The organism is Halosegnis longus (assembly GCF_009663395.1).
Classification (GTDB): Archaea; Halobacteriota; Halobacteria; order Halobacteriales; family Haloarculaceae; genus Halosegnis; species Halosegnis longus.
The window spans coordinates 70,291-93,881 of sequence record NZ_QKNW01000002.1; the positions used below are offsets into that span (position 1 = coordinate 70,291).

Below are 23,591 nucleotides of genomic sequence, written 5' to 3' on the forward strand. Positions count from 1 at the left end.
TGCCACCTGCCGTGGGCGATTTCGTCAGTCAGGCCATATCACGTCGCGCGCGGATGGTCGCGAAGATTGCATCGGCAAGTGACTCGCCGAGTGGCGAACACTCGAGTCGTTCCGTGCCGTGGCTGTCGCGGTACCGGCCGATGAGCCCGGCGTCGGCCAGCTGCTGGATGTCGTCGGCGAGGGCGGTGGGTGAGCGGTCAAACTGGTTGGCGAGTTGGGTGGTCGCCGTTGGGCCGGTCGTCAGCAGGTGGTGCATGATGGTGAATCGGGTTGGGCTGCCGAGAGCAGCCAAGCGGGCGACTTCTCGATTGAGATCGAGGTCGTCACCGAGGAGGGCCGTCTCGATGTGTTCGCGGGCGTTGGGAGTTGTCTGGTCGGCCATGGGTGGTTAGTGGTAATGTACGAGGAGTGGGTGTGTAAGCGAGGGGTTTGGATGGGACGGTGGGGCAGTGGCCGACTCACTCGGCATAGCATCGGTCCTCAGCGAGTTCCGCCCCGGTGTAGTGGCGGGGAATCTCGCGTTCGCCAAGGAGTGCGTGGAATTGTTGTGGCGTTCGGTCTGCGAGTTCGCGTGCGTTCGCGAACGAGAGCAGATTCTGCGCGTACAGTGCGATGGCGAGTTCCTGCACGAGTCGCTGTGACCGCTCCTCTTCGGGTAGTCGTAGTGCGTCGTATATTGTATCGTCAATTTCGATTGTCGGCATGGGTACGTGTTCGTGATTTCGGCTGGTGAATGTTTGGCAGACACTGGGTGGCAATCGTTGTTACTCGTGAGGTATCGTAGATGAGGGAGTGATTTGAATCAACTGCGGGGGCAGCGTCCTAAGTCCTGCAGTAGACCTCGTTCCAGTGGAACACAGTATACGCTATTGGTAGTGGAGTAGTCCCTTCGACGGTATTAGTGTGAGGAAGCATTCGCTACTCGGGAAAGAATGACATAAACACACCCGTGAGGGTATCCAAACCATGGATCTCAGTGCACTTGTCTCAACGGCACAGTTTGGCTATTCGTATCTGACTGGACAGGAATCGACGACTGAAGCTCGGCGGGAACTATTTGATGCAGTTGTTGGGCAAGAAAGTTCAATCACGCCCCAGAATGGGTCACGGATATCGACTCGCATACAAAACTGCGCATATCTCGATGAAGAGGGGGTCTCCCTCCTGATAATTCGAGTTCACGACCCAAATCACCAGCGTCGTATGGAGCGGCTTGAGAGCGATTTCAAGTATTACTACTTCAATACTTACCGCCGGCATACGAGTGAGTTTGCAAATCCCTTAGTCACAGAGAAACGGTTCCTGTCTCGGGGACCTAATGAATATAACGTAGAATTCCGTGTAAAAAGCCGAGATGCGCCGACAATGCAACTCCTCGCTGAACGTGTAGAGATCATTATCGCCAACCTGTATTCTGATCTTCACCGCTATTTCGAAGAGATGTATGCGGAGTATCACACAGAATACGACATTACACGAGAGATGGACGGCGGAAGCATGGAGTCAACGATAACAACAGATTTGGATACGTCTGAACTCATTCCTCAGCCGAACGAGTACACGTTTCGGAACACCTCGGGGCAAGAGATATCCGAACTTGAACGTGTAGACCTATCACATCGTGTTGATGATTATATCAGGTGGACTCTTGAGTCGCTGGACCCCCGCACGTGATAGTCAGAGTGTGGGTACGCTCATCTAACACGCTGGTTGGCTTAATGCACTCCCTCCCCGCTCCCAGTGAACAATTGAACCTCCTGAGCGAGAGTGAGGCCGGGCCGTCACCCCTTCATATATACTGGTAGCCAAGCGAGTTAAGCGACCGAAGCCAACAAGTCTGGACTTACCGCCCGTGTTCTACCGCTCGCTCCGGGTCGACCTCCGCCAACGCACTCCGCAACTCCGACCGCGCCGCTTCATTCTCCGTCGAGATATGCGCCAACGCTGCCTCGATCCGCGCAGCTACAAATTCCTCATCGGGCTCGTTCAAACTCATACACCAACCTCCGAGCGCTCGATCACGCCCGCAATCCCGCCGCCGTACAACAACTCATCCCACCCGTACGCCTCGTCGACCGCGCCAACGAACTCATCGAGCGTCTTCCCGTTGAGATGATATCGATGCACTCGCTCGCCGTCGTCCGACACGACGTGCACTGTCCGCGTCCGGAGGTCCGCAACGTAGTCACAGTCACGCGTGCGCCCAAGCACGAAGTAGGCAGGCCGGTGGCCGAGTTGTGGGTCGGGGGAACTGATATGCGATGCGCCGGTCGAACCGTGGCCAGCAGATTCTTTGCTAGCCGTGTCTGATTTGCTCATGGGTTCGTGTAACCCACTGGCTCGCCTGTCTCCAGCAGGCGGGCGTTTTCGCGCCAATTTACGGCCAGTGAGTCTACTTATGGCTATGGCCTAAAGCTCCAAAAACCCTTTGCATGTAGCAGAGCTAATTAGCACATGGTTCAGGGCAAGCTCACCGCCACTGATGAGGAGATATTGGAATGGATGCGGGAACAGGATGAGCCTGCATATGTTGCATCAGAGGTAGCGACGGAGTTTGAAATGTCCACCGAGGCTATGCGCAAGCGGCTTGAGAGCCTCTCAGAGGAAGGTTGTGTAAACCGAAAGAAAGCAACTCAGAGAACTGTGTTGTGGTGGTTACCGAAGCAGACTCAGGTAGATTCTTCTGAGTAGTGCTTACGTCCATCGTCCGTTATCCAGTAAATCACAGTCCGTTCTCCCGGCTTCTTGCGGGCTAACAGGCCTCTATCAACAAGCCGGTCCATAGCCTTGCGTGCAGTCTCTGCGCTTGTATCGAACGATTCGGCAATTTCAGCGGGGACGAAGGCAGGATCCGGAGACACGACAAACTCATGTAGGAGTTCCACTGGATCGATTTTTGGGTCAGGTCCCCGGGACATATTTGCTATCTGTCCCGGCGTTAGAAGTAAGCTATTGATTCAAACCCCTGCCCGAAGCCAAATGTTAAGTGAAAGCCAAGAGTATGCTCAGCCATGCCTCTACGACGCGGATTGCGCACCCACGAAAAGGGTGCGACCGTGCTCGAACACGGCCGCGTCGTGGGGTCTCTACCCGAGACATGTACACGCACGACCCGAACGCCGAAAATCGTTGTGTCGTCCGCTCACCAGCCACGCCAACGGGTGACCGAGCATGACGGCCCCGGACTGCACCGCCTTCCAACTCCGACTGCTCGCACTGCTTGACCGTCGCGATGACGCCCCGAAAGGCGTCACCATCAAACAGCGACTGGAAGCCTACCTCGGCGAGCAGATCAACCACGGCCGCCTCTACCAGAATCTCGATACACTCGTCGAGGCCGGCTATGTCGAGAAGCGCCCCCGCGATGGCCGGACCAACGCCTACTCGATCACCGACGCCGGCCACGAAACACTCATGACGGAGCTGGCGTGGCTCCGCGGCGAGCACACGCCGGAGGCACAATGACCGCCAGTCGCGTTGGCGCGGTCCTCTACGATCACACACCTGGGCCGGCTCGGCTCGCACACGTGATCGACGAGACCGAGACCGACGGGCCCACCCGCTACACGCTCACGGACGCGACCCACACGCAGACGCGGTACTGTGACGGTCCCACGCTCCAGACGGAGTACGTCCCGGCCGGCTGGCAGTGGCCGATTACGGAGCCGCCGCTTCGGGCGTGGCCCCAGCCATCGTTCGCGCCAGCAACCCGGGTGATCCGTGGGCCATGATAGCCCAGCGGCACACAACGCCGACGGCTCAGTTGCAGCGTGGGACCACGACTGGTACCACGCCGCCGACTGTTGAAGAAGAAAGCCCACGAACGCGTGGCCCCCGTCGCGTCACGATTCTCAAATTCACGCAAACCCACACACTGCGGCAGGACGACCCGACCCACCCCCACCAGCCCACGCCTGGCTTCGTTTTCAACACCCTACTACTACACTACCATCCAGTTACCACACACACCACACACGTGAGAGGACAGGCGGTGTGTGGCACCGGCGTGGTACCACGGCGCCGCCGTATTGAACGCGGAGGTGGCCAAGATGAGTGATCGTGTCCAACTCGGCTGGCACGTCCCCACCGTCGTGTGGGAGCGGTTCGAGGCCGATGTCGAAGCGAAATTCGGCAGTAACGGGCCGTACGAGCGGTTTGCGCTCGAAGTCGCCATCCGTGAGTACATCGACGATGACACCATCCTTGCCGAGGCCGAACGCCTGCTGCGCGAGCAGACAGACGCTCGGGCGCTTTCTTCTTCAACAGTGCTCGTGGGGACCGGCCGGTACCAGGGTGAACCCACGAAGAAACTGATGCACCGTGTTGATCGCGAGCTGAAGGAGCGATTCACGCAGTTTGCAGACGAGCATGACGCCCGCTCGTACGGGCGAGCGTTGGCTGCAGCGCTGGATACGTACACGGACGGCGGGCGTGACCGCCGGATTCTCGAGCAAGCACGCCAGCTTGCCGACGAGCCAGACACACCAGATAGCGACGGCGATGGTCCCAACGGTGGGACCACCGAGCCGCGCGTTGAAAATCGTAGCTCCGACAGCGACGTGTCCACAGCTGCATTTTCAACGGCGTCACAGACTGGGACCACCCCCGACACGTCTTCAGCCGAGACCACGGAGACCGATGCGTCGACGACTACCGACACGGCCGAGTCTGCGACCCCAGCCCAGCCCCAGCGCATCGACCGCGGGAAACTCATCGCGATTGCCGAATCGCTCCCGAACGAGACGATGCCGAAACCCGTCGTGCACGACACGATCACAGCGGAACTTGGGACAGACGAGCCCGCCGTCGTCGAGCGGTATCGCGAGGCCGTGCTCGAGCATATCGGCGCCGGCGAGCATCCCCACCGCGATGACATCTATCTCACCGACACGTATCGCGAGAGTCAGTGTCTGTGGGCGGATCTGAGTCGGTCAGACCGCATCGTCTTATTGCGGTGTTTCGCCGCGGCCGAGGCCGTTGACAACACAAGTCGCACGGCCACGTTCGACTACCGGGAGGTGATGGAGGTCTTCGAGCACAACGCCGGCGGTGGTGGACCATCACACCAGTACGCGTATGAGTTGATGGAGGCCGCTGGGGAGGCGCAAGGGTTCGAGTACGGGAAATACCACGGGCAGTATCAACTCCGTGTCGATCTCGACCGGGTCGAGGAGTCGGTACTACACTACGCGCTGGAGGATAACCCGCAGACGTCGCGCGAGGAACTCGCCTATCAGGGGGTGATTACCAGTTACGGGGCGAGTCAGCCGGGGACAACGCAGGCGGCCGGCGACGACTGACGATGAGCGGGTCGACGAGCGTAGCGGCCGTGAGCGGTAGTGCCAGTTCCAGCATGCCAGCACGGACTGGCCGTCGGACGACTGGCGCCAACCGCGCCCGAATGCGACTTGCGATGGCACGATATCGGTACCGTGCCCTCTCGCTCACCTCGGAGAGAGCCTCTGAAGAGCCATGTGGGCGATCACCTGATGAGCCTTCGGAGTCATGCGTCTCCGGTCTCGTACTGGTAGGTCGGTCGAACGTCCGCAAGCAGTGTTTCGACAATTTCCCAAAGCATCAGGGATGGCGTCTCGTGCTCAAATGTAATCCCCCATCGATCCTCCGTTTCCGTAGTTGAATACTGGAAATGTGCCTCCCCAAGCTCAGGATGGTCCCCATCTTGATGCCAGCCAGCATGAAAGCCGGTATTCGGGTCCGTGTAATTGATCCGGATCCAGTCGGTCGGGTCCTGGCGGTACCACTTGATCGTCAACTCCGGTGACTTGGGACCTGTCGGAGGGTCCAGACGAGCTGGATCGAACGTCGCTCGCAACTGCTTGGCCTCAATCTCGTCCGGCACATACGTAACTGCCGAAATCTGCGGCACACGATCAAGTACATCTCGCTTCAATTGCGCGTAGAGATTCGCGTTCGGGTTCCCGCCAGAATGTGGCACCGACATCAACTAGCTGTGGGCCTCTGTGGACTCTGTCGTCGGTGTAAGGAAATTCCACTCACGGATTGCGAACCCGACGATTTCGATCCGGTTTTGCAGGTGCTCCCATTCACGGGCTATCGCTCGTCGCCGATCTTCCTCCGCAGCGGCAAGCGTTGCGTCAGCGAGCGTTCCACGAAGCTGATTCGGTGACTCAACGCCGAATTCCTCCGCCCAGTCGCTGATCTGCGCTTTCATCTCGGTGAGCCGGTCCGTGAGTTCCTCAACTGTGTGCCCACTGTCGCGAAGCCGCATCGCCTCCTGCAGTGCCTGCCGGCGGGAATCTGGATAATACGTCGTATGAGTACCGCTGTCGTCACGATGGAGAATGCCATCGGCGACAAGGCGGTCAAGTACTCGCTTGGTTGGCTCGTGTGACCAGCCCGCCTCAGAGGCAATCCAGTTGGCCGTCCGGGGCTCCGACAACTGCTGGGCGGTCATCCGGACGCGGTCTTCCCCTGTCGTCTGGCGGGACATGAGGCCTTCAGAGTCCGATGCATCGTCGGCCATGCAACACAATTCGAGTCGCTTCTTAATATATGTTGTGGTGGTTGGCCCTATATCGAATGCTTACCTCCGCTATCATTCCTCGCTTCTGGAGGGGGACGGCGGTGGTCTCACGAAGGAGTCTGTGAATTGATTGAAGACGCAGAGTAGTTGCTCTCGGTGTTCGTTCGAACTGGCCACCTCCCAGCTGGCGATGCACAGTTGCTCCTTGACGAGATCAGCGACGCCCGTAGCTGGGACGCCAACAGTTACGTCCAGCGAGCCCGCTCGTTGCTCGACGACCCCTGACATTAGGGGCGTTCTCACGCCAGAGCACGATGACATCGCGGCGGTCGCGGAGTTCGGCACTTGCGAGGTCGCCGCCGGCGAGCGACTGTTCGAGCGCTTCCCACATCTCGACGTCGTAGGTCGCCTGCCACTCCTCGAGCTCCTCGGGGATCGCGGCCAGTTCGTTCTGCAGTTCCTCGCGGCTGTTCTCCTCGATGAGCGTGCGGATCTCCTCAAGGAGCCGTCGCGTGTAGTCCGGCTGGTAGCGCGTGGTCGCCGTGAGCGGCAGCACTGTGCCAGTTGGTGTGTGTCCGTACACAGTGGCCTACCGAGCGACGTGGCCAGCTAAACCCGTGTGTACGCGACGGCCCGCCCCGCTCGCCACTGCCGGCCTCCGCGTCGCTCGCGACCGACCATTCCGGGCGGTCTGCCTGCGGTAGCGGGCGGGCTGCCGGACTAAGGTGAATGTGCCCTCGACGCCAGCGCTTCACGCCGGCTGGTCTCGGGGGAGCGGACCTTTATCGCCTATCGGCCTATAATTCTCGACGATGGACGAGGAGACAGACACCGTTTACGTCGCCGCACAGATACAGGTTGAGGACTGGGAAACCTACCGAGAGGAATACATGCCGAAGACGTTCGAGCGGATTACTGCTCACGGAGGGGAAGTATTAATCGCCACCGAGGAGGCAGAGGAACTCGAGGGCGAGTGGGACGGCAACTGGACTGTTCTAATCGAGTTCCCCAGTGAGACAACAGCCCACGAATTCATGCAGGACGATGAGTACGTCGAGGTGATGAGCGCACGGCACGAAGCCAGCGCATGGAGCGACGTCGCGATGTTTCCGAAGTTCTCGGGGTGATCAAGCAGCCTGTTAGGGACGCAAAAGAGGGACCCCCTGTTTTCGCTGAAATGTCCAGTCGAAGCTGGTTGGATACCCTGCAGTCAGGGCGACATGGTCCCTCGCTTGATCTGCTGGGTGCATCATTTAGCCAGCATCCTGTGAGTATATCGATGTTTGAGGCTGAAGGAATGGAATGCAGCCCGTCAGCTCGTGGCTCTCGACTGACCTGTCGATGTCAGTGTTCAGGGGCTAAACACCGCCTGCGCTTGGAATAGCCTCCTTGGGGAGGTGGGGTAGCTTGTACGTGCGGTCGCCGGTTTCAACGATGATAGTCTCCGTGTCGAACCATCGGTCAATCCTCGTTTGGTGAGTTGTTGCAGTCGCTAGCTGTTCGGTGTCGAGTCGCCACTGTGGGCCGAGAACGCGGTCGCGAGCCAGTACGCCACCGGCCACGTCATACGTCACGAGGAGATACCGAAGCGAGCGGTCCACGACGCCCACGACGGCGGCCAGTAGTAAGAGCCACGCTGTGATGTTCCCCATCAGAACCAGCAATCCCACGCTGTTTGTCGTGATGCCGAGAATGGTGAATAGGCCGATGAAGACGCCAAGAACAAGAAGCACTGGTGACTGGAGTCCCCGTGTGACGCCGTTAAGCACGACGGCGCCAGGGTGTGACCGATAGTTCGTCGGTGAGGTCTCGAACGTCGTCTCCAGAGGCGGCCAGTCCTCATACTCGACGGCAAATCCAAGCTCAATATCGTCGGTTCTGTCGAAGGCGATGAGCCGATCCCGGTAGATGTTGGCGAGGTCACCAAGGAGCTTCACGCCGATAACCGCGAGCAGGATACCCCAAGCCGGTGCACCGACAGTGGCCGCCATCCCTGCAAACAGCATCGCTGTCCCAACGCCCATGATAGGGACGAGTGCTGATCGTAGTGGATCCCCAACGGGAACATTCGTGTACTCACGGTTCCAGAAGTAGGCGACTCCCTCCCCGATTCGGGTTACAAAGACGGCAAGAAAGCCGAGCAGTGCGGAGCCGGCTGCTCGATCTATCTCTGATTCCGGCAACTCCATGCCTGCACCGCCGATGCCGATACTGCCTGTAATAGCCCACACAAGACCGAAGCCGACAATCGCTGCAAACACCGGCGGCAAGTTCGCCGGGCGAAGCATTGCCTGTGTCCCCGGCAGGGGAATCCCGCCGCGCTTGGTGACGAGAGCCCCAAACAGCAGTGTTTCCGTCGGACTATCGTCGTACATCGGTGGATACTCGGCGACCACTCCCTCCACCACTGCGACGACAAGATTGACGCCGAGCTCAAACCAGTAGATCAACAGTAGTGCAAGAAGCGACCAATCAAGCGCGAGGACACCGACGACTGGAACGGCATTCAAGACAAAAGCACGGGCGAGTGCTCGGCGTCGAGACTGGTCGGGGGATATCAATTCATCACCTCGTTGTGGCAACTATGACTTGAACACGTTGCATTTGTCAGCTCACTTGACGGCTTACCCTGCGAGACATCTCAGCAGAACCCTTCCGGGTGAACCCTGGAGGAATTCGGCCAGCGCAACCGGCACACACATCGGGGAGCATGCGAGAACATCCTGCATGGACATATCGATAGAGGGGTGTGTACCAGCGGAGCCACCCAGCCGTCCCCAGGAGCATACATTCCGATAGAGGGGTGTGTCTTCGCACCGACTTCCCGCTAAATCAGTCGGTAAACGCCTCCAGTACAGCTATCTCTACCCAATACATTTCGATAGAGGCGGGTGCCATCACTCAGCCATTGTGTCCCCGCCAGTCGAACAATTCGATAGAGGGGTGTCTGGTTGTGGGCCGAAACATTCCGATAGAGGGGTGTCTCCCAGCCGATCAGCTTTCGCCGCGAAGTTGTGCGGCAACGACACTATCGAGTTCGTCAGGGTGCAAGTCGTTGATTCGGGAATCCTCACGAAGCGTTTCCATGATGGTCGTCGGCTCCTCGGCGAACCGGAATTCAAGGAACACACCACTCGTCGGGCCACGTGACTGGCGCTCGAACTCAACGAGCGAGTACGTCGTGAGTTCCTTCATTTTGTTCACGTAACTCTCCTGCTGGTACTGCTCGGCATCAATCGACTCGCAGATATACTCGTAGACACGGAAGCCGGTCGTCGAGCGCGCTGTCCCATCGGTGGACTCAGCCGCCACCGCGGCCGTCGCATACAGACAGAGCTTCTTCTGGGTCGAGATGCCGCGGACGACCTCAAGGACCCGATTCTTCTCGACGTTCGCTTGGGCTTGCTCGACGTGTTGGGCCGTGACCGTTGCATCCCCGCCGCGCTCGGCAAGTTCCCCAGCGACGCGCATGAGATCGATCGCCTTCCGTGCGTCACCGTGCGTCTGTGCGGCATACGCAGCTGCGAGCGGGATTACGTCACCATCCAGCACACCGTCGGCGAAGGCATCCTGCCGTCGATGGAGGATATCCTGCAGTTGGTTCGCATCATAGTCACCGAAGTGAACCTCCTCAGGCGTGTACGAGGAGAGGGCTCGTGAATCAACCTGCTCGAGCATCTTGGTGTCGTTGGAAATTCCGACAATCGAGACGTGGGCATCGAAGGCATCGGCTTGCCCACCGGCTCGCGACAGTTGGTACAGCAACCGAGAGAACGCGGGTTCATCCTTATCGCGACGGCCAACGAGCATGTCGAGTTCATCGAGGATGATGACGACCGCGTCGAAGTGGTCGTTGACGATACGATAGAGTTCATCCCATTTCTCCTTGGTCGCCACCCCGTGTTTCGGGACTTCGACCTCGACGCCAGCAGCGTCAGCAGCGCGTTCAGCGAGCTCATAGACAGCAACACCGAGGGTATCCAGGTCCTGGCAGTTGAGCTCGATCGTGCCGAAGCGGATACCTCGCTGTGCACAGATGGCGTCGATCTTGTCACAGACGGCCTTCGAGATGAGCGACTTCCCCGTTCCGGAGGGGCCGTAGAGAAAGAGATTCGGTGGTCGATTCCCGCCAATCGCAACACGAAGCATCCGTGTGATCTCGGTCAACTGGTCGTCACGGCCAACGATGCGGTCTTCATCGACAACGTGTGTCGGGTCAAGCAGGCTCCGGTCCTGGATCAGCTGCGCTCCCTCATCGAACTCGAGCAGCATATCCTCGATAGAGGGATCGGCATCGTCGGCGTCGGGAGTCATAGACAGACTCTGTAAGGGAGATGGCAAAAAGCTTCGGACACCTCTATCGAAATGTATCATACGTCAAGACAGCGTAACTGGTCGGTTTAGTACAGAATCGAAGTTATCCGCGGTGCCGAGACACACCCCAGTATCGAAATGAACACGGGGAGACACACACCCCTCTATCGATATGTTCGAGCTGAGCGTGTGTCGGCCGCGAGAAGCCCAGTATATCGGCGAGAGCGGGTTAATAACGTATGTTGACGGTAGAATCGGCGAGGCTGTCGAATTCTTGATCGTTTTCTCTTTTCTTTCTTCTTTCTAGTAACAACACAACACACACACACACCTGTATCGATTTGTTCGAGATGTTTCGTGCTAGGTCGTCACACCCTTAGTCCGTCAGCCGGAGTAATCTGCAGTCTTACCCTCGTTATCCGGCGATAATCGACACTCTCGACGAAACCGATGGCCGACGCTGGCCACAGACGCCCAGGGGGAAACATATCGATAGAGGGGTGTGTGTCCCCCTCAAGGACGCGTGGGGATATCTCCTCACCGACCAGTTCTTCGAGCTCGTCCGCGATTGGTACTGTTGGCAACGCTGTTCCCGCCGTCGCCCGTTGTAGTCGAGTCATTCACTGCGATTCACGAATCGTCGCGACCGAGGTCGCACGATTTGCTCGGCTCGGGTCGCCATCGTGGATAATGAGGATATCGTCTCCAGCGACGACCGGCGCCCGATCTCCGATCGTGAACCCGGCATCACCAGCGTTGGGTAGTTGCACTTGATATCCGTGTCCTTCTGGCTGAATGCGGGCATGGACGATTCGGTGAAGCGACCCTGCATCGCGAGCAAGCGACGTGATTCGTTCGACGCGGTCGCGTTCCGTCACCGCGTCACGGTTCCCAACGAGAATTGTGTCGTCCACGGCAGCAACGAACACAGGTGCGGTCCCTCTCTCAACTCGCCATCCGCTGTTTCCGTCACGAGTCCGGCAGCCCGTACTGGCTGTGTGATCTGCAAGGCGAGTCCACCGCCAGATCGTTTGATGCGGTTCGGGGCCATACGTTCGTATTGTATACGAACGAGCAAGCGTGTACCGAGGGGTCTGTTTTCCGGAATCGAGTACCGTCTATGACTCGATCACAATAGATCTCGATAGATACAACGGTACCGTTTCGACTGCAGATTTCCCGTACGCAACTGCGAACACGAGGGCTACGATTGGTCAGACAATGAAGCACTGCACACTCTCGTTCGTATCGCATACGAACAAGGCACACCCCTCTATCGAAATGTTCTACGGGTTCTCAAGCCCAATCTGCACGCATCATGACCTTTGATATCTGACTCCAACTCTGTCTCGGAACTGATGGTCTGTCTGCCCGCTTTCTGTCCGATGGAGTCAGATAACCGATGAATAGTGCTACATCTCGATAGAGGGGTGTCTCCTCCAGCAGATGCATGTGATGACTATTCGGGTGTCGATAGGGGTAACTTCGAACTCAGCACCGCCGTGTGAACTGCTGTAAGCTCCCGTCGGTGTTGCTAAGTTCCGCTCTACAGGTGGAACAGGCCGAGTGTCTCAGGGCTTGACCCCGAGGCGGTTCACAACTGTCGATACGCCACTTCTGTGCCAAGTTGGGTGAACTACTCAATTAGTCATGATACGCTGTCACGTCCTCTTGGAACCCGACAAAATGCTCCAATTCATCTTCATCGTCGTACAGTGGCGCAAGGGTCACACGATTCCAGAACATCTCACCATTCTTCCAATAATTCCGAAGCTCAACGGAGACAGGTTCCTCTGCCTCGATTGCATGACGCATCTCTGTGACTGGCTCTTCTTGTGTCTCCTCGCCCTGTAGAAATCGGCAATTTCGACCAATGACTTCGTCTCGATGATACCCAGTCAGTTCGACAAACTTGTCGTTGGCGTAGATGATGGAATTATCATCCTGTGATGGATCACTCATTGTGATTCCAATTGGTGCCTTGTCCATCGCTCCCTCTTTCATCGACAACTCCTTGCGTATCGCCTCTGCTCCATCCGTCTCCGAGATGGTGCAAATCATCGTCTCCTCGGTCGTGAATGAGAGGAGATGGTCGACAGTAATCTGTTCACCACCTTTCGTCACGAACACCGTCTTTCCTCTCCACTGTCCACTCTGCTTGGCAGTTGGGATGATCTCGTCGTACGCGATGGAGATATCTGCTTCGGGGTAGAGCGTGCTGAAGTGTTCTCCGACGAGCTCACCGGGGTCATACCCCATGATATCGGCGTATGCTTCGTTCACGTAGATGAAATCACCGCTGTCATCAAGGGAGCTGATGCCATCGTACGCGGTCTCGATGGCCTGGAATCCCCGTTCAACCTGCATTTCGGCGCGGCGTCTTGCCACTGCTTGGTCAATATTTCGCGAGCAACTAACAACGCTGTTAGCTGCGGAAGAGGTGCAGCCATTCGGCACGGTAGCGCGTCGTTGAAGCAGGAAGCCCCGAGGTTTGACCTCGGGGTGAGTTCACGAATCAAGAACCAGTTCAATATATCACTTTCTGAGGATTTCAACAAAGCTCAAATCATTAAAGGCTCCAGCGTCGATATGCTTGTCACCCATTATCACTGCCGTCTGAGTCTTGTGGTATCGATTCTCTGTTCCGATAAAAACGAACGACTACGGTAGTACCCGTGGTACCAGTAGACTGGAACTCAAGTTCAGCGCCCAGTTGGCTTACTGCCCAATTGACGAACCAGAGTCCGACACCAAGCCCGTGTTCAAGTTGTGTTTCGCCCGATTCGGTCAATAAATCACGTTCCCGGTCTGGCATTCCGGGACCATTGTCTGCGATTCGGAGTTGCGGGATGTCATCAACTGTTGTTTCAACCTCGACATCAACTCGTATGGGATCATCTGAGTGAACGATGGCGTTCTCGACGAGCTCAGTCATGAGCCGGTGTACAACGGTCCGATAGGAGGTTAATTGTAGCCGCTCCGGTGCGGTGACTGAGATGCTGCTATCCGGGTAGTCATCCCGGACCCTCGTGACGACTTCGTGGGCGACAGCAGCAATATCGACCGTCGACGGAGCGCCGACGCTATCGGTCATAACCTCTTCAGCCTCCCGTGCTTTCCGACTGACCGAGGCAAGTTCTCTGGCACTATGCTGAATTGATGTCCGGTGCGTATCGTCTTCTACGTGATCCGCATGCGCCAAGATCACGTCGAGTTTGTTCCGGGCGTTGTGTCGAAGCACTCGATTGAGTACTGAGAGCCGCTGTTCACGGGTCCGCTGATCGGTTACGTCTCGGAAGACAATTGTCCGGGCCACGGGCTCCTCGTCGCTGTCGCCTGTGTCGCGTTCGACGTCAGAAACCGTGTACTGAAACTGACGTCGGCCCTTTGTGGTCTGTAGCGAAACGACTCCTGTAGTACCAGTTGATAGATCTATCCCGTCGAATCCATCAACGGCCGTGTCGAGTGGTGTCCCGATTACGTTTTGTGTCATCCACCCAAACAATTCCTCAGCTGCTACATTGGCATCGAGGATTTTTGATTTCCAATCTACAACGACAACTGCCTCCTGAAGCGATTCGACAACGCGTGACCGCGCGACATAATCAGCCTTCGGGAACCCTGTCAATACTGGATAACGTTGAATCGCAACTGTCAGTAGCACTCCCGAAACTAACAACCCGCCTGTAACTCCATCGATAATCGAACTTCCGTCGAGCCAGCCACCAATAATGTACGGCGCTGAGACTGCTCCTAGTTGAACTCCAACCTGTGTTCTTGAAACACGTCCGTGGTTCCAACCGTAGCTAATGAAGAGAAAGGCTGCGTAGACAAAGATTATAATTATCAAGAATAATTCAGCACCGACGAGTGACGCGAGTGAGCGACGAATCTCCTCCCTCGTTGGGTCACCCTCGCACGTGGCGGCTGCCCCAGTTAGCGGGAGCGCCAGGAGAACAAACAGCGCGCCTCGGAGGAAAGTAAAGCCTGTTTCTCGGCCGGTATACCCGAGCACATAGACCAGCCATATCGCGGGAAGAAACACAATCGGTATAACCTGCGCGATAGCAGCCAAATTCGATCCGACCCCCCACGCGTTCGGAAGTTCAGAGATCAGCGAGAGGAACGCCCACAACAACAGACTGCCGGTCATTAGCGCAAAGGGGGCCGCATTTGGCGGGGATCGATCCTTCGCAGTTTGCCACGTTACCCATATCAATAGTCCAATAATGACTACATCAATGGAAACTGAGAGTCCTAATGAGAGCAGCATTGATAGGGGGCGTTCGCTTTCGAATATTCAAACAGAATTGCATTGAATCGTCAGTCGGTTACAGCTATCATCGGGGTCAATCATATTGATTGATCAAGTGAATCATACATAATTTCACCACACCTGTTACTGGTCCAGAAACGCAGATATCTCAAGTGATATACCGGTCCCAAGTGTGACCTCCTCCTCGCCGTAAACGACGAGGCTTTCCACGGCACCGCACCGCTGGGTTGGGATATTTGCTGGTTTACGACCGGTCGGCATGACAGGCCAATGGCGGGGCCACGCCGCCGTTACTCCTATCCCAGCATGGGACTCGGAGTTATCATGGCCGAGACACCACAGCGGTTCGAGAGTGTGTCTCGAACATTCTGCGTCTCGGAGTCCCGATATTGTGCATTTGACTAGGCGGTGTGACCGCCTCGGTGTACGTTATGCTACAGCACGATGCCAATTAAATATCCGTATTGTTGCTGAACGTGGGGGGTGGAAGCGTTGCCGGATTCACGCCCGTCGTGAACGGCGGGATTCTCTCCTCGAAGAAAGATAGTACTTTCTGAGTTTGTTAATTCGTCCGACGGCTAAGCAATTAACTGATCGCTGTTACTACTGTTGAAACACTCCGATTACGATTATTAATCCTCTTGAAGAGACTCAGGTAAATGCAGTTTACTGTCCGTGGGGTGGCTATCACGATTACGCCGGTGATCATTATCAGTAGATAGTAGCGCGGTTCCTTTTTCCAGAAACCACCGTGAAACTGAATCAGGGTGATTCGGCCACTACATATGCATGTGTTGCGCAGTGAGAAACACGTCAAAATTAACATTTAGTAGTCTAAGCAATCACGAATATGTCGAAGCTGTCTCTGATAAGTATAATACTGGGGATTGTGCTGCTCGGAGTTGCTGGATACATGGCATACTCTCAGCAACAAAGCCTCTCGTCCGGGGTGCAGATTGAAGCCACGGTGGAGAGCAAAGAAGTCACCATGGATTCGTCAAAAAGTGGGGATAGGTACACACCCCACGTCACTTACAGCTACACGTACAATGGAACCCAATACACTTCCGACAATATCAGCCCGGGAATAGGAACAAAAGCGTCCGACACAAGGGCCGCCGCGGAAGATAGAATTGACCAGTACAATGTCGGGGAGACAACCACGGCCTATGTCGTGCAAGGCTCACCCTCGGAATCGTATCTTAAGAAAAAGAGTAGCCCCGTACCACTTATATTCGGCATCTTAGGCCTATTCCTGATCGGAAGGCCAGTCTACAAATCCGTCGCTTCTTAATTTTGAACCACTCCGTTAGGGTGATCTCCTTCCGCTTGGTTGCTGAATCACTGCTTCATGTTCTGTCTCTAAGTCTCGCACGTGTTTCGTAACAATATTGTGGTATTTTGGGTATCGGGCTGGTATGTGGATATCCTCTACTGAACGTGAGTTTCACGCACTACTCTGAAGTAAGAAACCGTATTACCAACTACTTGGTGCTGCCCAGTTCGAAGATTAATACCGGTGGTAGTTGCTGTATCAACTCGCACCTTTCATTTTCGTATTTATCACTTCAACTTCTCTCAAGATTGGAATATTCTATCAAACGACAAAAGTAAATCTTTGTAATCAATAATCCGCACGATGCCCTCCAGAGATCCCGAGCGCTCCCAAAAGGCAGTCGATGTCGCACAGAGCTATCTTAGACGCGAACGTCCACTCAACGCGCTTATTATGCTCCTCACAGTGTCAGCATTCCTAGGCACATATCTCGTAACGTCATTGCTACTAGCCATTCCCGCCGGTGCTATCCTCATTATATTCATGCGATTTCCCATTTTTCAGTCAAACGGGACGCTCCGACTTCGGTCTAGTGACAATCTCGATACCGTTATTGACGAATTTTCCGGACCCGTACCGCCTGTTCTCGCACTTCAATGGGGTATGGCTGATGAAATTTCGATAGAAGATGACGCAGTAATATACTCCGTTTCATACCTATTTGGACTCCAGTCGGCCGACGTGGCTGTCCAAACCGAGACGAATCCGACAGCAGATAGTGGATCTGTAATTGAGTCAGAAGTCAATATTAATGACCAACCATGGGCGACGTATACCTCAACGGTTAGCACCTCAGGTAAATACACAACTATCGATGTGACATATACCTCAAATCGGCGGTTCGGACTACGACGTGTCCCACAACAGATGATTGCGAATCAGTATCGTGATGAGATACTCTCAGTCCAGGGATATACTGTTGTCACACGCGACGCACACTTCGGCATATAATCGAGGTCTAAGATTCCGCCTCTATACGTGTTAAGTTTGCCAGCACTGAGAACGGTCTTTGTAGAGGCTTCGTCTCGAGAGGTCCCAGACGCGATGAGATCTCATAATCGTCACAAATTGAGAACGGGACGACCCCTGTTGGGTGGGACGAAAAGCGCAACGTCGTTGATTTCTATGTGATTCAGAGTGTGAAACGCTGACTTGTATTTTTTACTAACACGAGAAAATCCGTTGGTTGATGCGATCAGCATTGAGTTCATCCGATCCGGTACAATTCATCAGTAGTAAAAATATTGAGTTATTTGTAACACTAGGACTTGTTGTCTTGATTTTTGCCGGATTTTGGAAGATGTTCGAGAAGGCTGGTAAGCCGGGGTGGGCTGGAATCGTCCCAATATACAATCTCTACGTCTTGGTCAAAATAAGCGGAAACACAGGGTGGTGGTTTATCCTATTTTTTATTCCAGTGATTAACTTTTTCGCCACGCTGAAAATTAGTATTGACATCGCTGGCAAATTCAACAAGGGTGTTCTGTTCGGCATCGGACTCACGCTTTTTTCATTCATCTTCTACCCGCTTCTTGGGTTCGGTGACTACCAGTATGATGATGCCACTACCCCGGATAAGAATATGATCTAATAGTTGAATCTACAGCGGTAGGAAGGCGAAACCAACGGATTCAGTCCTATGATAAATTGGACATTGAAAATTATCTTGATGTAGTGAGGAACCCACGCCGTTCACAGCGGGAAGGAATCGCGTTCGTACGAGCCATCCCTTGCCCCACAGTGGCCCCTCGGTGTCCAACGCCTTCGCGCCCTGAATGACGAGGCCTCGCCACGTTAGGCCGTGTGTGTCCTTCACTTTGCTCAGTCATTCGTACTCTTCGTCGCTCACTTCGATGTTCAGGTTCGGCATCTGTCCCTAAGATAGTAGTTCACTATTTCATTTCAATTGTCACTGGCGTTGTCCTCAGCGGTACTCGCACCAACGAGCGGGTTCATGATCGAGGTCGTAGCTTTAAGATGTGGTAGTTCGGCTAGTCTGTCACTGCAGCCAGTGAAGGTCAAGGGGTCAACCACCTGTTGACGGCCTCACATCCAATTCGAATCTCGTGATCGATCAGCAATTCGTACCGCCAGAGAAAGTTCAAAAAAGGTGTCAGCCGCGACGATGGCGATCGAACTTGGTTGGTATTCAATATCCCCGTACCGGGTTCAGTAATCGGGATAAGTGAGAATCAAACGGAGAATAGTCCCGAGAAGTGTGGTGGAGTTAGTGTTGATTGCTGAGTAAGGATTTACACCAATTGATACTCCTTCCTATTGAGGTGAGTACGACAAAGGCCCCAACCACGAGGATTAATCCTCCAAGAATGTGTTCGGATGAATGAAAAAGTAGCCAGCCTATTACAATGTTAGTACTGGCCAGTCCGAGCGGGTAGAGTGTCTGTAATAATTTCATTGCTCTCGACTCTGTCGTTACTGAATTGCGGTAGATATTGTTGAAGAACCTGTACCGAGTAGTTGGCAAGCAACGCGATTTCGGAAAATGGGTTTCAGATGATCTCTGACCCGCCGAATTGGGTGCGCTGTTTCCGATAACAGCTTGTTGAGGACTCTTTCCTGCCACCCCTTGTGGACGGTGAGATTAGGTTGCTTACAGAACAGGTGTCTTCCAGGAATCGACTGCGGAAATACACTCGTCATTGTGTTCAGTTGTACCTATGTGCTGGTTCTCTATGTAATCAAGAGCGAGTAATACAAACTCAACGAGAAGCGTCGATCTAGCCATACAGACCCAGCAAGGTAGGATACTTTGGCGTCTTTGACAACTACAGTACCGGCAGTTAGGAGTACCAGCGATTTTGACATCTTCCTCCGATTTTAATAGGGAGAAATTGTCAATTACACATTAGATTGGGATATGAAGATTCCAATTTTAATCTCAACTGGTACTCTCTAGACACATTACACTAGCCTCCAAAGCGGCTTGTCGCGGGGATCAAGACATTGGATCGTGAGTATCGGACTGCGTCTGCTGGAGTACAATTCTGTCGCGCCAGTATCTTTTTGAACTCAAAACCATGCTACGATAGATAAAGCAGATTAATAGTTGAAGATTGATTTCCAGCGTGGTCGCAGCGGCAACCGGACTCGCGTAACAGTGTTGATACACGCAGCTGGGCGTTTTGTGTTGTTCGTTGTTGCTCCTGACTGGAACCCGCCGTCGAATGTTTGCTCGCAAAACTCCTTGGCCCCGGTTAGCTGGTCTCGTTTGTCTGGCCAAGATTCGAGAACGATTCCCCGACCCGAAGCGCGATTGGCTCATTTTCGTTGCTTGAGCCAATGGAGATAGCGACGATTTCCTCTTCAGTACTGGTAATCGAAAATCGACGATTTAGCTGTGAAGTCCCTGCTATTACCGTATCTGCGAGTTCCAAGTCAACTTGATACTCACCGGAGGTGGTCCATACGTCGGCGTAGGCGACGATATTGCTCTCCCCACCTGACTCAGTAGAGGGAACGTCGAACGAGGTATCGAGAACCGTCTCACCGTTGGGGTCTACGACCTCAATCGATCCACTGACTTCCTGATTCAACTGGTTGAGTAGGTTAATCTCCTCGAAAATCTGATTGCCAATCGCATCAAGGACTGTCGAACAGCCGGCGGTGGACGCTAGAGCGGCGCTGGCACCGATTGCGAGGGCTCGACGTCTCGTAACGGACTCAAATGACAAGCGCGTGTTTCGGTTCATCGTCGGAGGGCGTATTGCTATTGATATGAGATTGAATTAAACCCACTTGGAGTGTCTCTGACGGTGAAATCGGTCGATAGAGTGCTTATAGTGCACGGCTATGATTGGGAGGGTAACGTGTGTACCTGCCTGGGGACCAGTCATGATAATATCATCAACCGCTAGCGACGCGCCGCATAGTTCAATTATTTCCGCGAGCAGTGCCAGATATCACAGTTCAAACGTGACCTCCGTGATTGTGGCCAAGAACAAGAGTTTGGGATTTTGCTGGGTTTGATATCGGCTCCCACAAGCCGATTCAAGATATCAAACGCAATCGGAGGAGATTGCTAAACGTGGGTGCTGTTTGGACGCAGATACTGTGGCCGTTACACCTCCAGTCGGTGCATTCTTAATTTAGAGATAAATCGTGTATTGTTGATGTTGGGTACAATGTGCGAACGAGCCCGTTCGGAACCAGACCCGCTACCTCCTTTACGGCTGCTAGCGCAACACGTTCGGTAAAGAAACGTGAACGACAGTTCCACCATCGGTGGGTTGCTCAAACTCAATACCGCCACCAAGTTTCCGAACACCCCAGTTCACAAGCCAGAGACCGATTCCGTGATTATGCTGGAGCGGCGACTCACCGTCGGCTCGGAACGGACTGAGGACTCGATCAGGAATGCCAGGTCCATCGTCACGCACTGTGATTCGCGCCTCATCATTGGTCCTAGAAGCCGTCGTCTCAATTTCGACTTCCGGGGAGTCACCACCGTGTTCAACGGCGTTCTCAATGAGCTCGCTTAACACCAGCCGAAAGACAGCTGTATCAGCCGGTGCGGGAGCCTCCGCAGAGCACAGTTGAATCGTCGCTTCGTCGTGAGACTCACGCAGGTTGGCGACGACAGACTCCAGAACTGTTCCGGCTCCGCTATTTTCCGGCTGGTCGTTGTCCTGAAGCATTTGGCTGGCGGCGCGCGCCTTACCGCTCAGTTCCAAGAGACTGTTCGCAATATCGTGAACGCTTTCGGCGTATTCTTGAACGACCTCGTCTTCCGCCGTCTCCTCAATTGCAGCCGTGTATCCCAAGACCGCATCCATATCATTCCGTACGTTGTGTCTCAGTACACGGTTCAACACTTGTACCCGCTCTTCGCGGTCGCGCCGTCCAGTGACGTCACGAGCGATAGTGACCACACGCTGCTCGCCGCCAATCTCTGTTAATGCCGCGTTAACCTCAATCCAGACTACCTCGCCACTGGCGGTCCGTAGCGCCCACTCGATGTCCCTCGCCGGGTCACCAGACTTGGCCACGTCGCGGATAACATCTCTGATCGTCTTCGCATCGAATCCAAGCGCCGTTGCCGTCACCTCTTCTGGGTCCATATTGACGATCGTGTCGCGGGCATATCCGAGGAGCTCACACATGGTGTCGTTCACATCAAGTAGTTCTGCGGTCTGCGGGTCGTAGACCCCGATTATGTCCGTCACGCCGTTGAAGATCTGCTCGAACTCTCGTTCGCGACGCTTCCGCTTTGTGATATCACGCTGGATCGACAAAACTCGCTGTTCACCACCGATCTCAGCCGTCGCCAGCGTGACCTCAATCCATGAGTGCTCCTCGTCCGGCGGCGCGAGTTTCCACTCGATGGTCTTCGGTTCACCGGAACGAGCGACGGTCTGAAGTAGTTCTTTACCGCGTTGGGCTGTGTACCCATCCTCAGTCGCGCTGAGACCTTCGATACCGAGGTCTCGAATCTCCTCGAGATCGTCGCACCCTGCAAGCTCGAGATACGAGTCGTTCACACTGACAAAAGAGAGCGTCTCCGGGTCGAAGATGGCAATAGCGTCGTTGACACCGTTGAAAATCTGCTCATACTCCCGCTCGCGGCGCTTGCGTTCGGTAATATCGCGCAGCAAGCCGAGGACACGGCGCTGTCCACCTACAGTTGCGACTGTGAGGTTCGCTTCGACGAGACGGTGTTCGCCGTCGGCAGTCTCGATTCGCCACTCAACGGTCTCATCCTCCTCGTTCTCGGCGACATTGGTGATGAGATCCTTCGCTCGCGCACTGGTATACCCCTCATCAGGGACACTGAGACTGTTGATTCCCTGTTGAAGGATCGTCTCATAGTCGTATTCGAATAACTCGACGTAACTGTCGTTCACATCGACGATCTCACCCGTTACGGGGTCGTGGACTGCGATTGCGGTGGTCACGCCGTTAAATATCTGCTCGTACTCTCGCTCGCGGCGTCGCGCGTCGGTGACATCCCGAATGACGCCGACGATTCGGTCGACAGCACCGCCCGGGCCGCGGCTCGGGTAGCCGCGTACCTCTACCCAGCGCGTCTCACCGTCCACGCGGAGTCGGTGACTAAACGTGTACGGACCCGACTCCTCCTCGCGGATATGTTCGCTCATATTGATGAGATCCGAGCGGTACGCCTCGCGATCGTCCGGATGGACGGCGTCGAGAACGGCCATCGGGTCATCATACAGGCGTTTGACCGGTTGGTCGAACAAATCTGCGTAGGCCTCGTTAATAAAGAGCACCTCAGAAAGGTCCGCACGTGCCAGATAGACGACCTCATCGATATGCGTCGATATCTCGCGGAACTGACGGCGCTGCCGTCGACGATCGGTCACATCCGTGGCGGTCGACAACACTAGTTCCTGCTCGTCTATCGTGACCGTCGTCAGCGTTGCTTCGACCCAGACGTGTTCGCCATCAGCCGTCTCAAGCGGCCATTCAATTGGACCGACGGTTCCGCTCTCCGTCGCGGAGGTAATAACCTCCATGGCAGCGGCCTGATCGTACCCGTCGATGCTCGCAGTGTAATCGCCAACCTGCATGGAAATGAGCTCCGCTCGGTCATACTTTAGTAACTCACAGAGCCGCTGATTTGCGTGGATTAACTCTCCCGTCTGGGGGTCATGAAGTGTGAGTGGCTCAGAGACGTTGTCGTAGATGGTCCGATAGTCGGGTGTCGGCTGTACCTCTGTTGCGGTAACCGCTCGCTCGAGCACTGTCGTCGGCGATTCTGCGAGCAGTTCCCACGGGAGGTATTCCGTTACACCGGCCTCAAGCGCTTCAGCGATCGATGCCTCCGTAGAGGCGACGTACACCACCGGTGGGGCGGAGTCACGGGTGGCGTTCCGAACCGCCCAGTTGCTGACCTCGGTCGGTGACGCGGCTGTATCGCCGTCTGTCCGGTCGGCGCTGCCCGACTCAGGCGTTACCGCGGCAATCACACAGTCGAACTCCTCAACTGAGCCGGGAGCGTCACGTCCGGCAGACGCTATTGAAACAGCCACGTCGAGCGAATTCTGCGCGTCTTGAAGTGTCGTTTCGACCGACGCTGGCCCCACCACGCCAATTGTCGGGTGTCGTTGCGTGAAGAGCTCGAACATTTTCTCTGTAAGTTGAACGTTATAGAATAATAACGCTACGCCCGTGTAGCGGTA

20 protein-coding genes and 1 pseudogene are annotated in these 23,591 nt (G+C 55.2%); 8 read left to right on the forward strand and 13 right to left on the reverse strand.

Annotation, left to right across the window (positions count from 1 at the left end; all coding sequences use genetic code 11):
• Positions 1-28 precede the first annotated feature (28 nt).
• Entirely contained in the window at positions 29-382 is a 354-nt protein-coding gene (locus DM818_RS13555) for a winged helix-turn-helix domain-containing protein (protein ID WP_153952769.1), read from the reverse strand.
• A 76-nt stretch (positions 383-458) separates the two neighbouring features.
• On the reverse strand, positions 459-704 hold the full coding sequence (locus tag DM818_RS13560) for a UPF0175 family protein (RefSeq protein ID WP_153952770.1): 246 nt from the start codon (positions 702-704) through the stop codon (positions 459-461).
• Between the two features lie 262 nt (positions 705-966).
• Between DM818_RS13560 and DM818_RS15040 the strand changes: the two genes are divergently transcribed.
• Positions 967-1,674 (forward strand): hypothetical protein, encoded by a 708-nt coding sequence (locus DM818_RS15040; protein ID WP_172977344.1) that lies wholly within the window; start codon positions 967-969, stop codon positions 1,672-1,674.
• Between the two features lie 318 nt (positions 1,675-1,992).
• Here DM818_RS15040 and DM818_RS13570 read toward each other — a convergent pair whose 3' ends face one another.
• Complete coding sequence (locus tag DM818_RS13570; protein ID WP_172977345.1) at positions 1,993-2,319, reverse strand: hypothetical protein; 327 nt, start codon at positions 2,317-2,319, stop codon at positions 1,993-1,995.
• 135 nt (positions 2,320-2,454) lie between these two features.
• Between DM818_RS13570 and DM818_RS13575 the strand changes: the two genes are divergently transcribed.
• Positions 2,455-2,691 carry a hypothetical protein gene (locus DM818_RS13575; RefSeq protein ID WP_153952773.1) on the forward strand — a complete coding sequence of 79 codons (237 nt, stop codon included), beginning with the start codon at positions 2,455-2,457 and terminating at the stop codon, positions 2,689-2,691.
• On the opposite strand, the gene DM818_RS15410 is transcribed toward DM818_RS13575, so the two are convergent.
• Complete coding sequence (locus DM818_RS15410; RefSeq protein ID WP_075935919.1) at positions 2,670-2,918, reverse strand: GntR family transcriptional regulator; 249 nt, start codon at positions 2,916-2,918, stop codon at positions 2,670-2,672. The genes DM818_RS13575 and DM818_RS15410 overlap by 22 nt on opposite strands.
• 253 nt (positions 2,919-3,171) lie before the next feature.
• Here DM818_RS15410 and DM818_RS13585 point away from each other — a divergent pair, with 253 nt between their 5' ends.
• From DM818_RS13585 to DM818_RS13595, 3 genes are all read left to right on the forward strand, one after another.
• Positions 3,172-3,465, forward strand: coding sequence for a PadR family transcriptional regulator (locus tag DM818_RS13585; RefSeq protein ID WP_153952774.1), 294 nt, complete (start codon positions 3,172-3,174; stop codon positions 3,463-3,465).
• Complete coding sequence (locus DM818_RS13590; protein WP_153952775.1) at positions 3,462-3,731, forward strand: hypothetical protein; 270 nt, start codon at positions 3,462-3,464, stop codon at positions 3,729-3,731. Before DM818_RS13585 ends, DM818_RS13590 begins: the two co-directional genes overlap by 4 nt.
• Before the next feature lie 318 nt (positions 3,732-4,049).
• Complete coding sequence (locus tag DM818_RS13595; protein ID WP_153952776.1) at positions 4,050-5,300, forward strand: hypothetical protein; 1,251 nt, start codon at positions 4,050-4,052, stop codon at positions 5,298-5,300.
• Between the two features lie 203 nt (positions 5,301-5,503).
• On the opposite strand, the gene DM818_RS13600 is transcribed toward DM818_RS13595, so the two are convergent.
• The 3 genes and pseudogenes from DM818_RS13600 to DM818_RS13610 form a co-directional block, all read right to left on the reverse strand.
• Entirely contained in the window at positions 5,504-5,962 is a 459-nt protein-coding gene (locus DM818_RS13600) for a hypothetical protein (protein ID WP_153952777.1), read from the reverse strand.
• A 3-nt stretch (positions 5,963-5,965) separates the two neighbouring features.
• Positions 5,966-6,505: a DUF7342 family protein gene (locus DM818_RS13605; protein ID WP_075935914.1), complete on the reverse strand. Its 540-nt coding sequence runs from the start codon at positions 6,503-6,505 to the stop codon at positions 5,966-5,968.
• Between the two features lie 280 nt (positions 6,506-6,785).
• Positions 6,786-7,043 (reverse strand): annotated as a pseudogene (locus DM818_RS13610) (DUF7342 family protein); the annotation flags it as partial.
• Between the two features lie 274 nt (positions 7,044-7,317).
• Between DM818_RS13610 and DM818_RS13615 the strand changes: the two are divergent.
• On the forward strand, positions 7,318-7,632 hold the full coding sequence (locus DM818_RS13615) for a DUF1330 domain-containing protein (RefSeq protein WP_075935913.1): 315 nt from the start codon (positions 7,318-7,320) through the stop codon (positions 7,630-7,632).
• A gap of 231 nt (positions 7,633-7,863) precedes the next feature.
• On the opposite strand, the gene DM818_RS13620 is transcribed toward DM818_RS13615, so the two are convergent.
• From DM818_RS13620 to DM818_RS13635, 4 genes are all read right to left on the reverse strand, one after another.
• Positions 7,864-9,066: a DUF6498-containing protein gene (locus DM818_RS13620; RefSeq protein ID WP_143823750.1), complete on the reverse strand. Its 1,203-nt coding sequence runs from the start codon at positions 9,064-9,066 to the stop codon at positions 7,864-7,866.
• A 433-nt stretch (positions 9,067-9,499) separates the two neighbouring features.
• Positions 9,500-10,819, reverse strand: a complete 1,320-nt coding sequence (locus DM818_RS13625) for an orc1/cdc6 family replication initiation protein (protein ID WP_200798662.1) — start codon at positions 10,817-10,819, stop codon at positions 9,500-9,502.
• A 1,644-nt stretch (positions 10,820-12,463) separates the two neighbouring features.
• The gene (locus DM818_RS13630; RefSeq protein WP_172977346.1) at positions 12,464-13,207 is read right to left on the reverse strand and encodes a PAS domain-containing protein; all 744 of its coding nucleotides are present in this window, start codon (positions 13,205-13,207) and stop codon (positions 12,464-12,466) included.
• 208 nt (positions 13,208-13,415) lie between these two features.
• Complete coding sequence (locus DM818_RS13635) at positions 13,416-15,092, reverse strand: ATP-binding protein (protein ID WP_153952779.1); 1,677 nt, start codon at positions 15,090-15,092, stop codon at positions 13,416-13,418.
• Between the two features lie 853 nt (positions 15,093-15,945).
• Here DM818_RS13635 and DM818_RS13640 point away from each other — a divergent pair.
• Both DM818_RS13640 and DM818_RS13645 read left to right on the forward strand, forming a co-directional pair.
• Complete coding sequence (locus DM818_RS13640; RefSeq protein WP_075935909.1) at positions 15,946-16,389, forward strand: DUF3592 domain-containing protein; 444 nt, start codon at positions 15,946-15,948, stop codon at positions 16,387-16,389.
• A gap of 1,231 nt (positions 16,390-17,620) precedes the next feature.
• Complete coding sequence (locus DM818_RS13645) at positions 17,621-18,022, forward strand: DUF5684 domain-containing protein (protein ID WP_153952780.1); 402 nt, start codon at positions 17,621-17,623, stop codon at positions 18,020-18,022.
• Between the two features lie 1,624 nt (positions 18,023-19,646).
• Here DM818_RS13645 and DM818_RS13650 read toward each other — a convergent pair.
• Entirely contained in the window at positions 19,647-20,141 is a 495-nt protein-coding gene (locus DM818_RS13650) for a hypothetical protein (RefSeq protein ID WP_075935906.1), read from the reverse strand.
• 483 nt (positions 20,142-20,624) lie between these two features.
• Entirely contained in the window at positions 20,625-23,537 is a 2,913-nt protein-coding gene (locus tag DM818_RS13655; RefSeq protein ID WP_153952781.1) for a PAS domain S-box protein, read from the reverse strand.
• Positions 23,538-23,591: the final 54 nt, after the last annotated feature.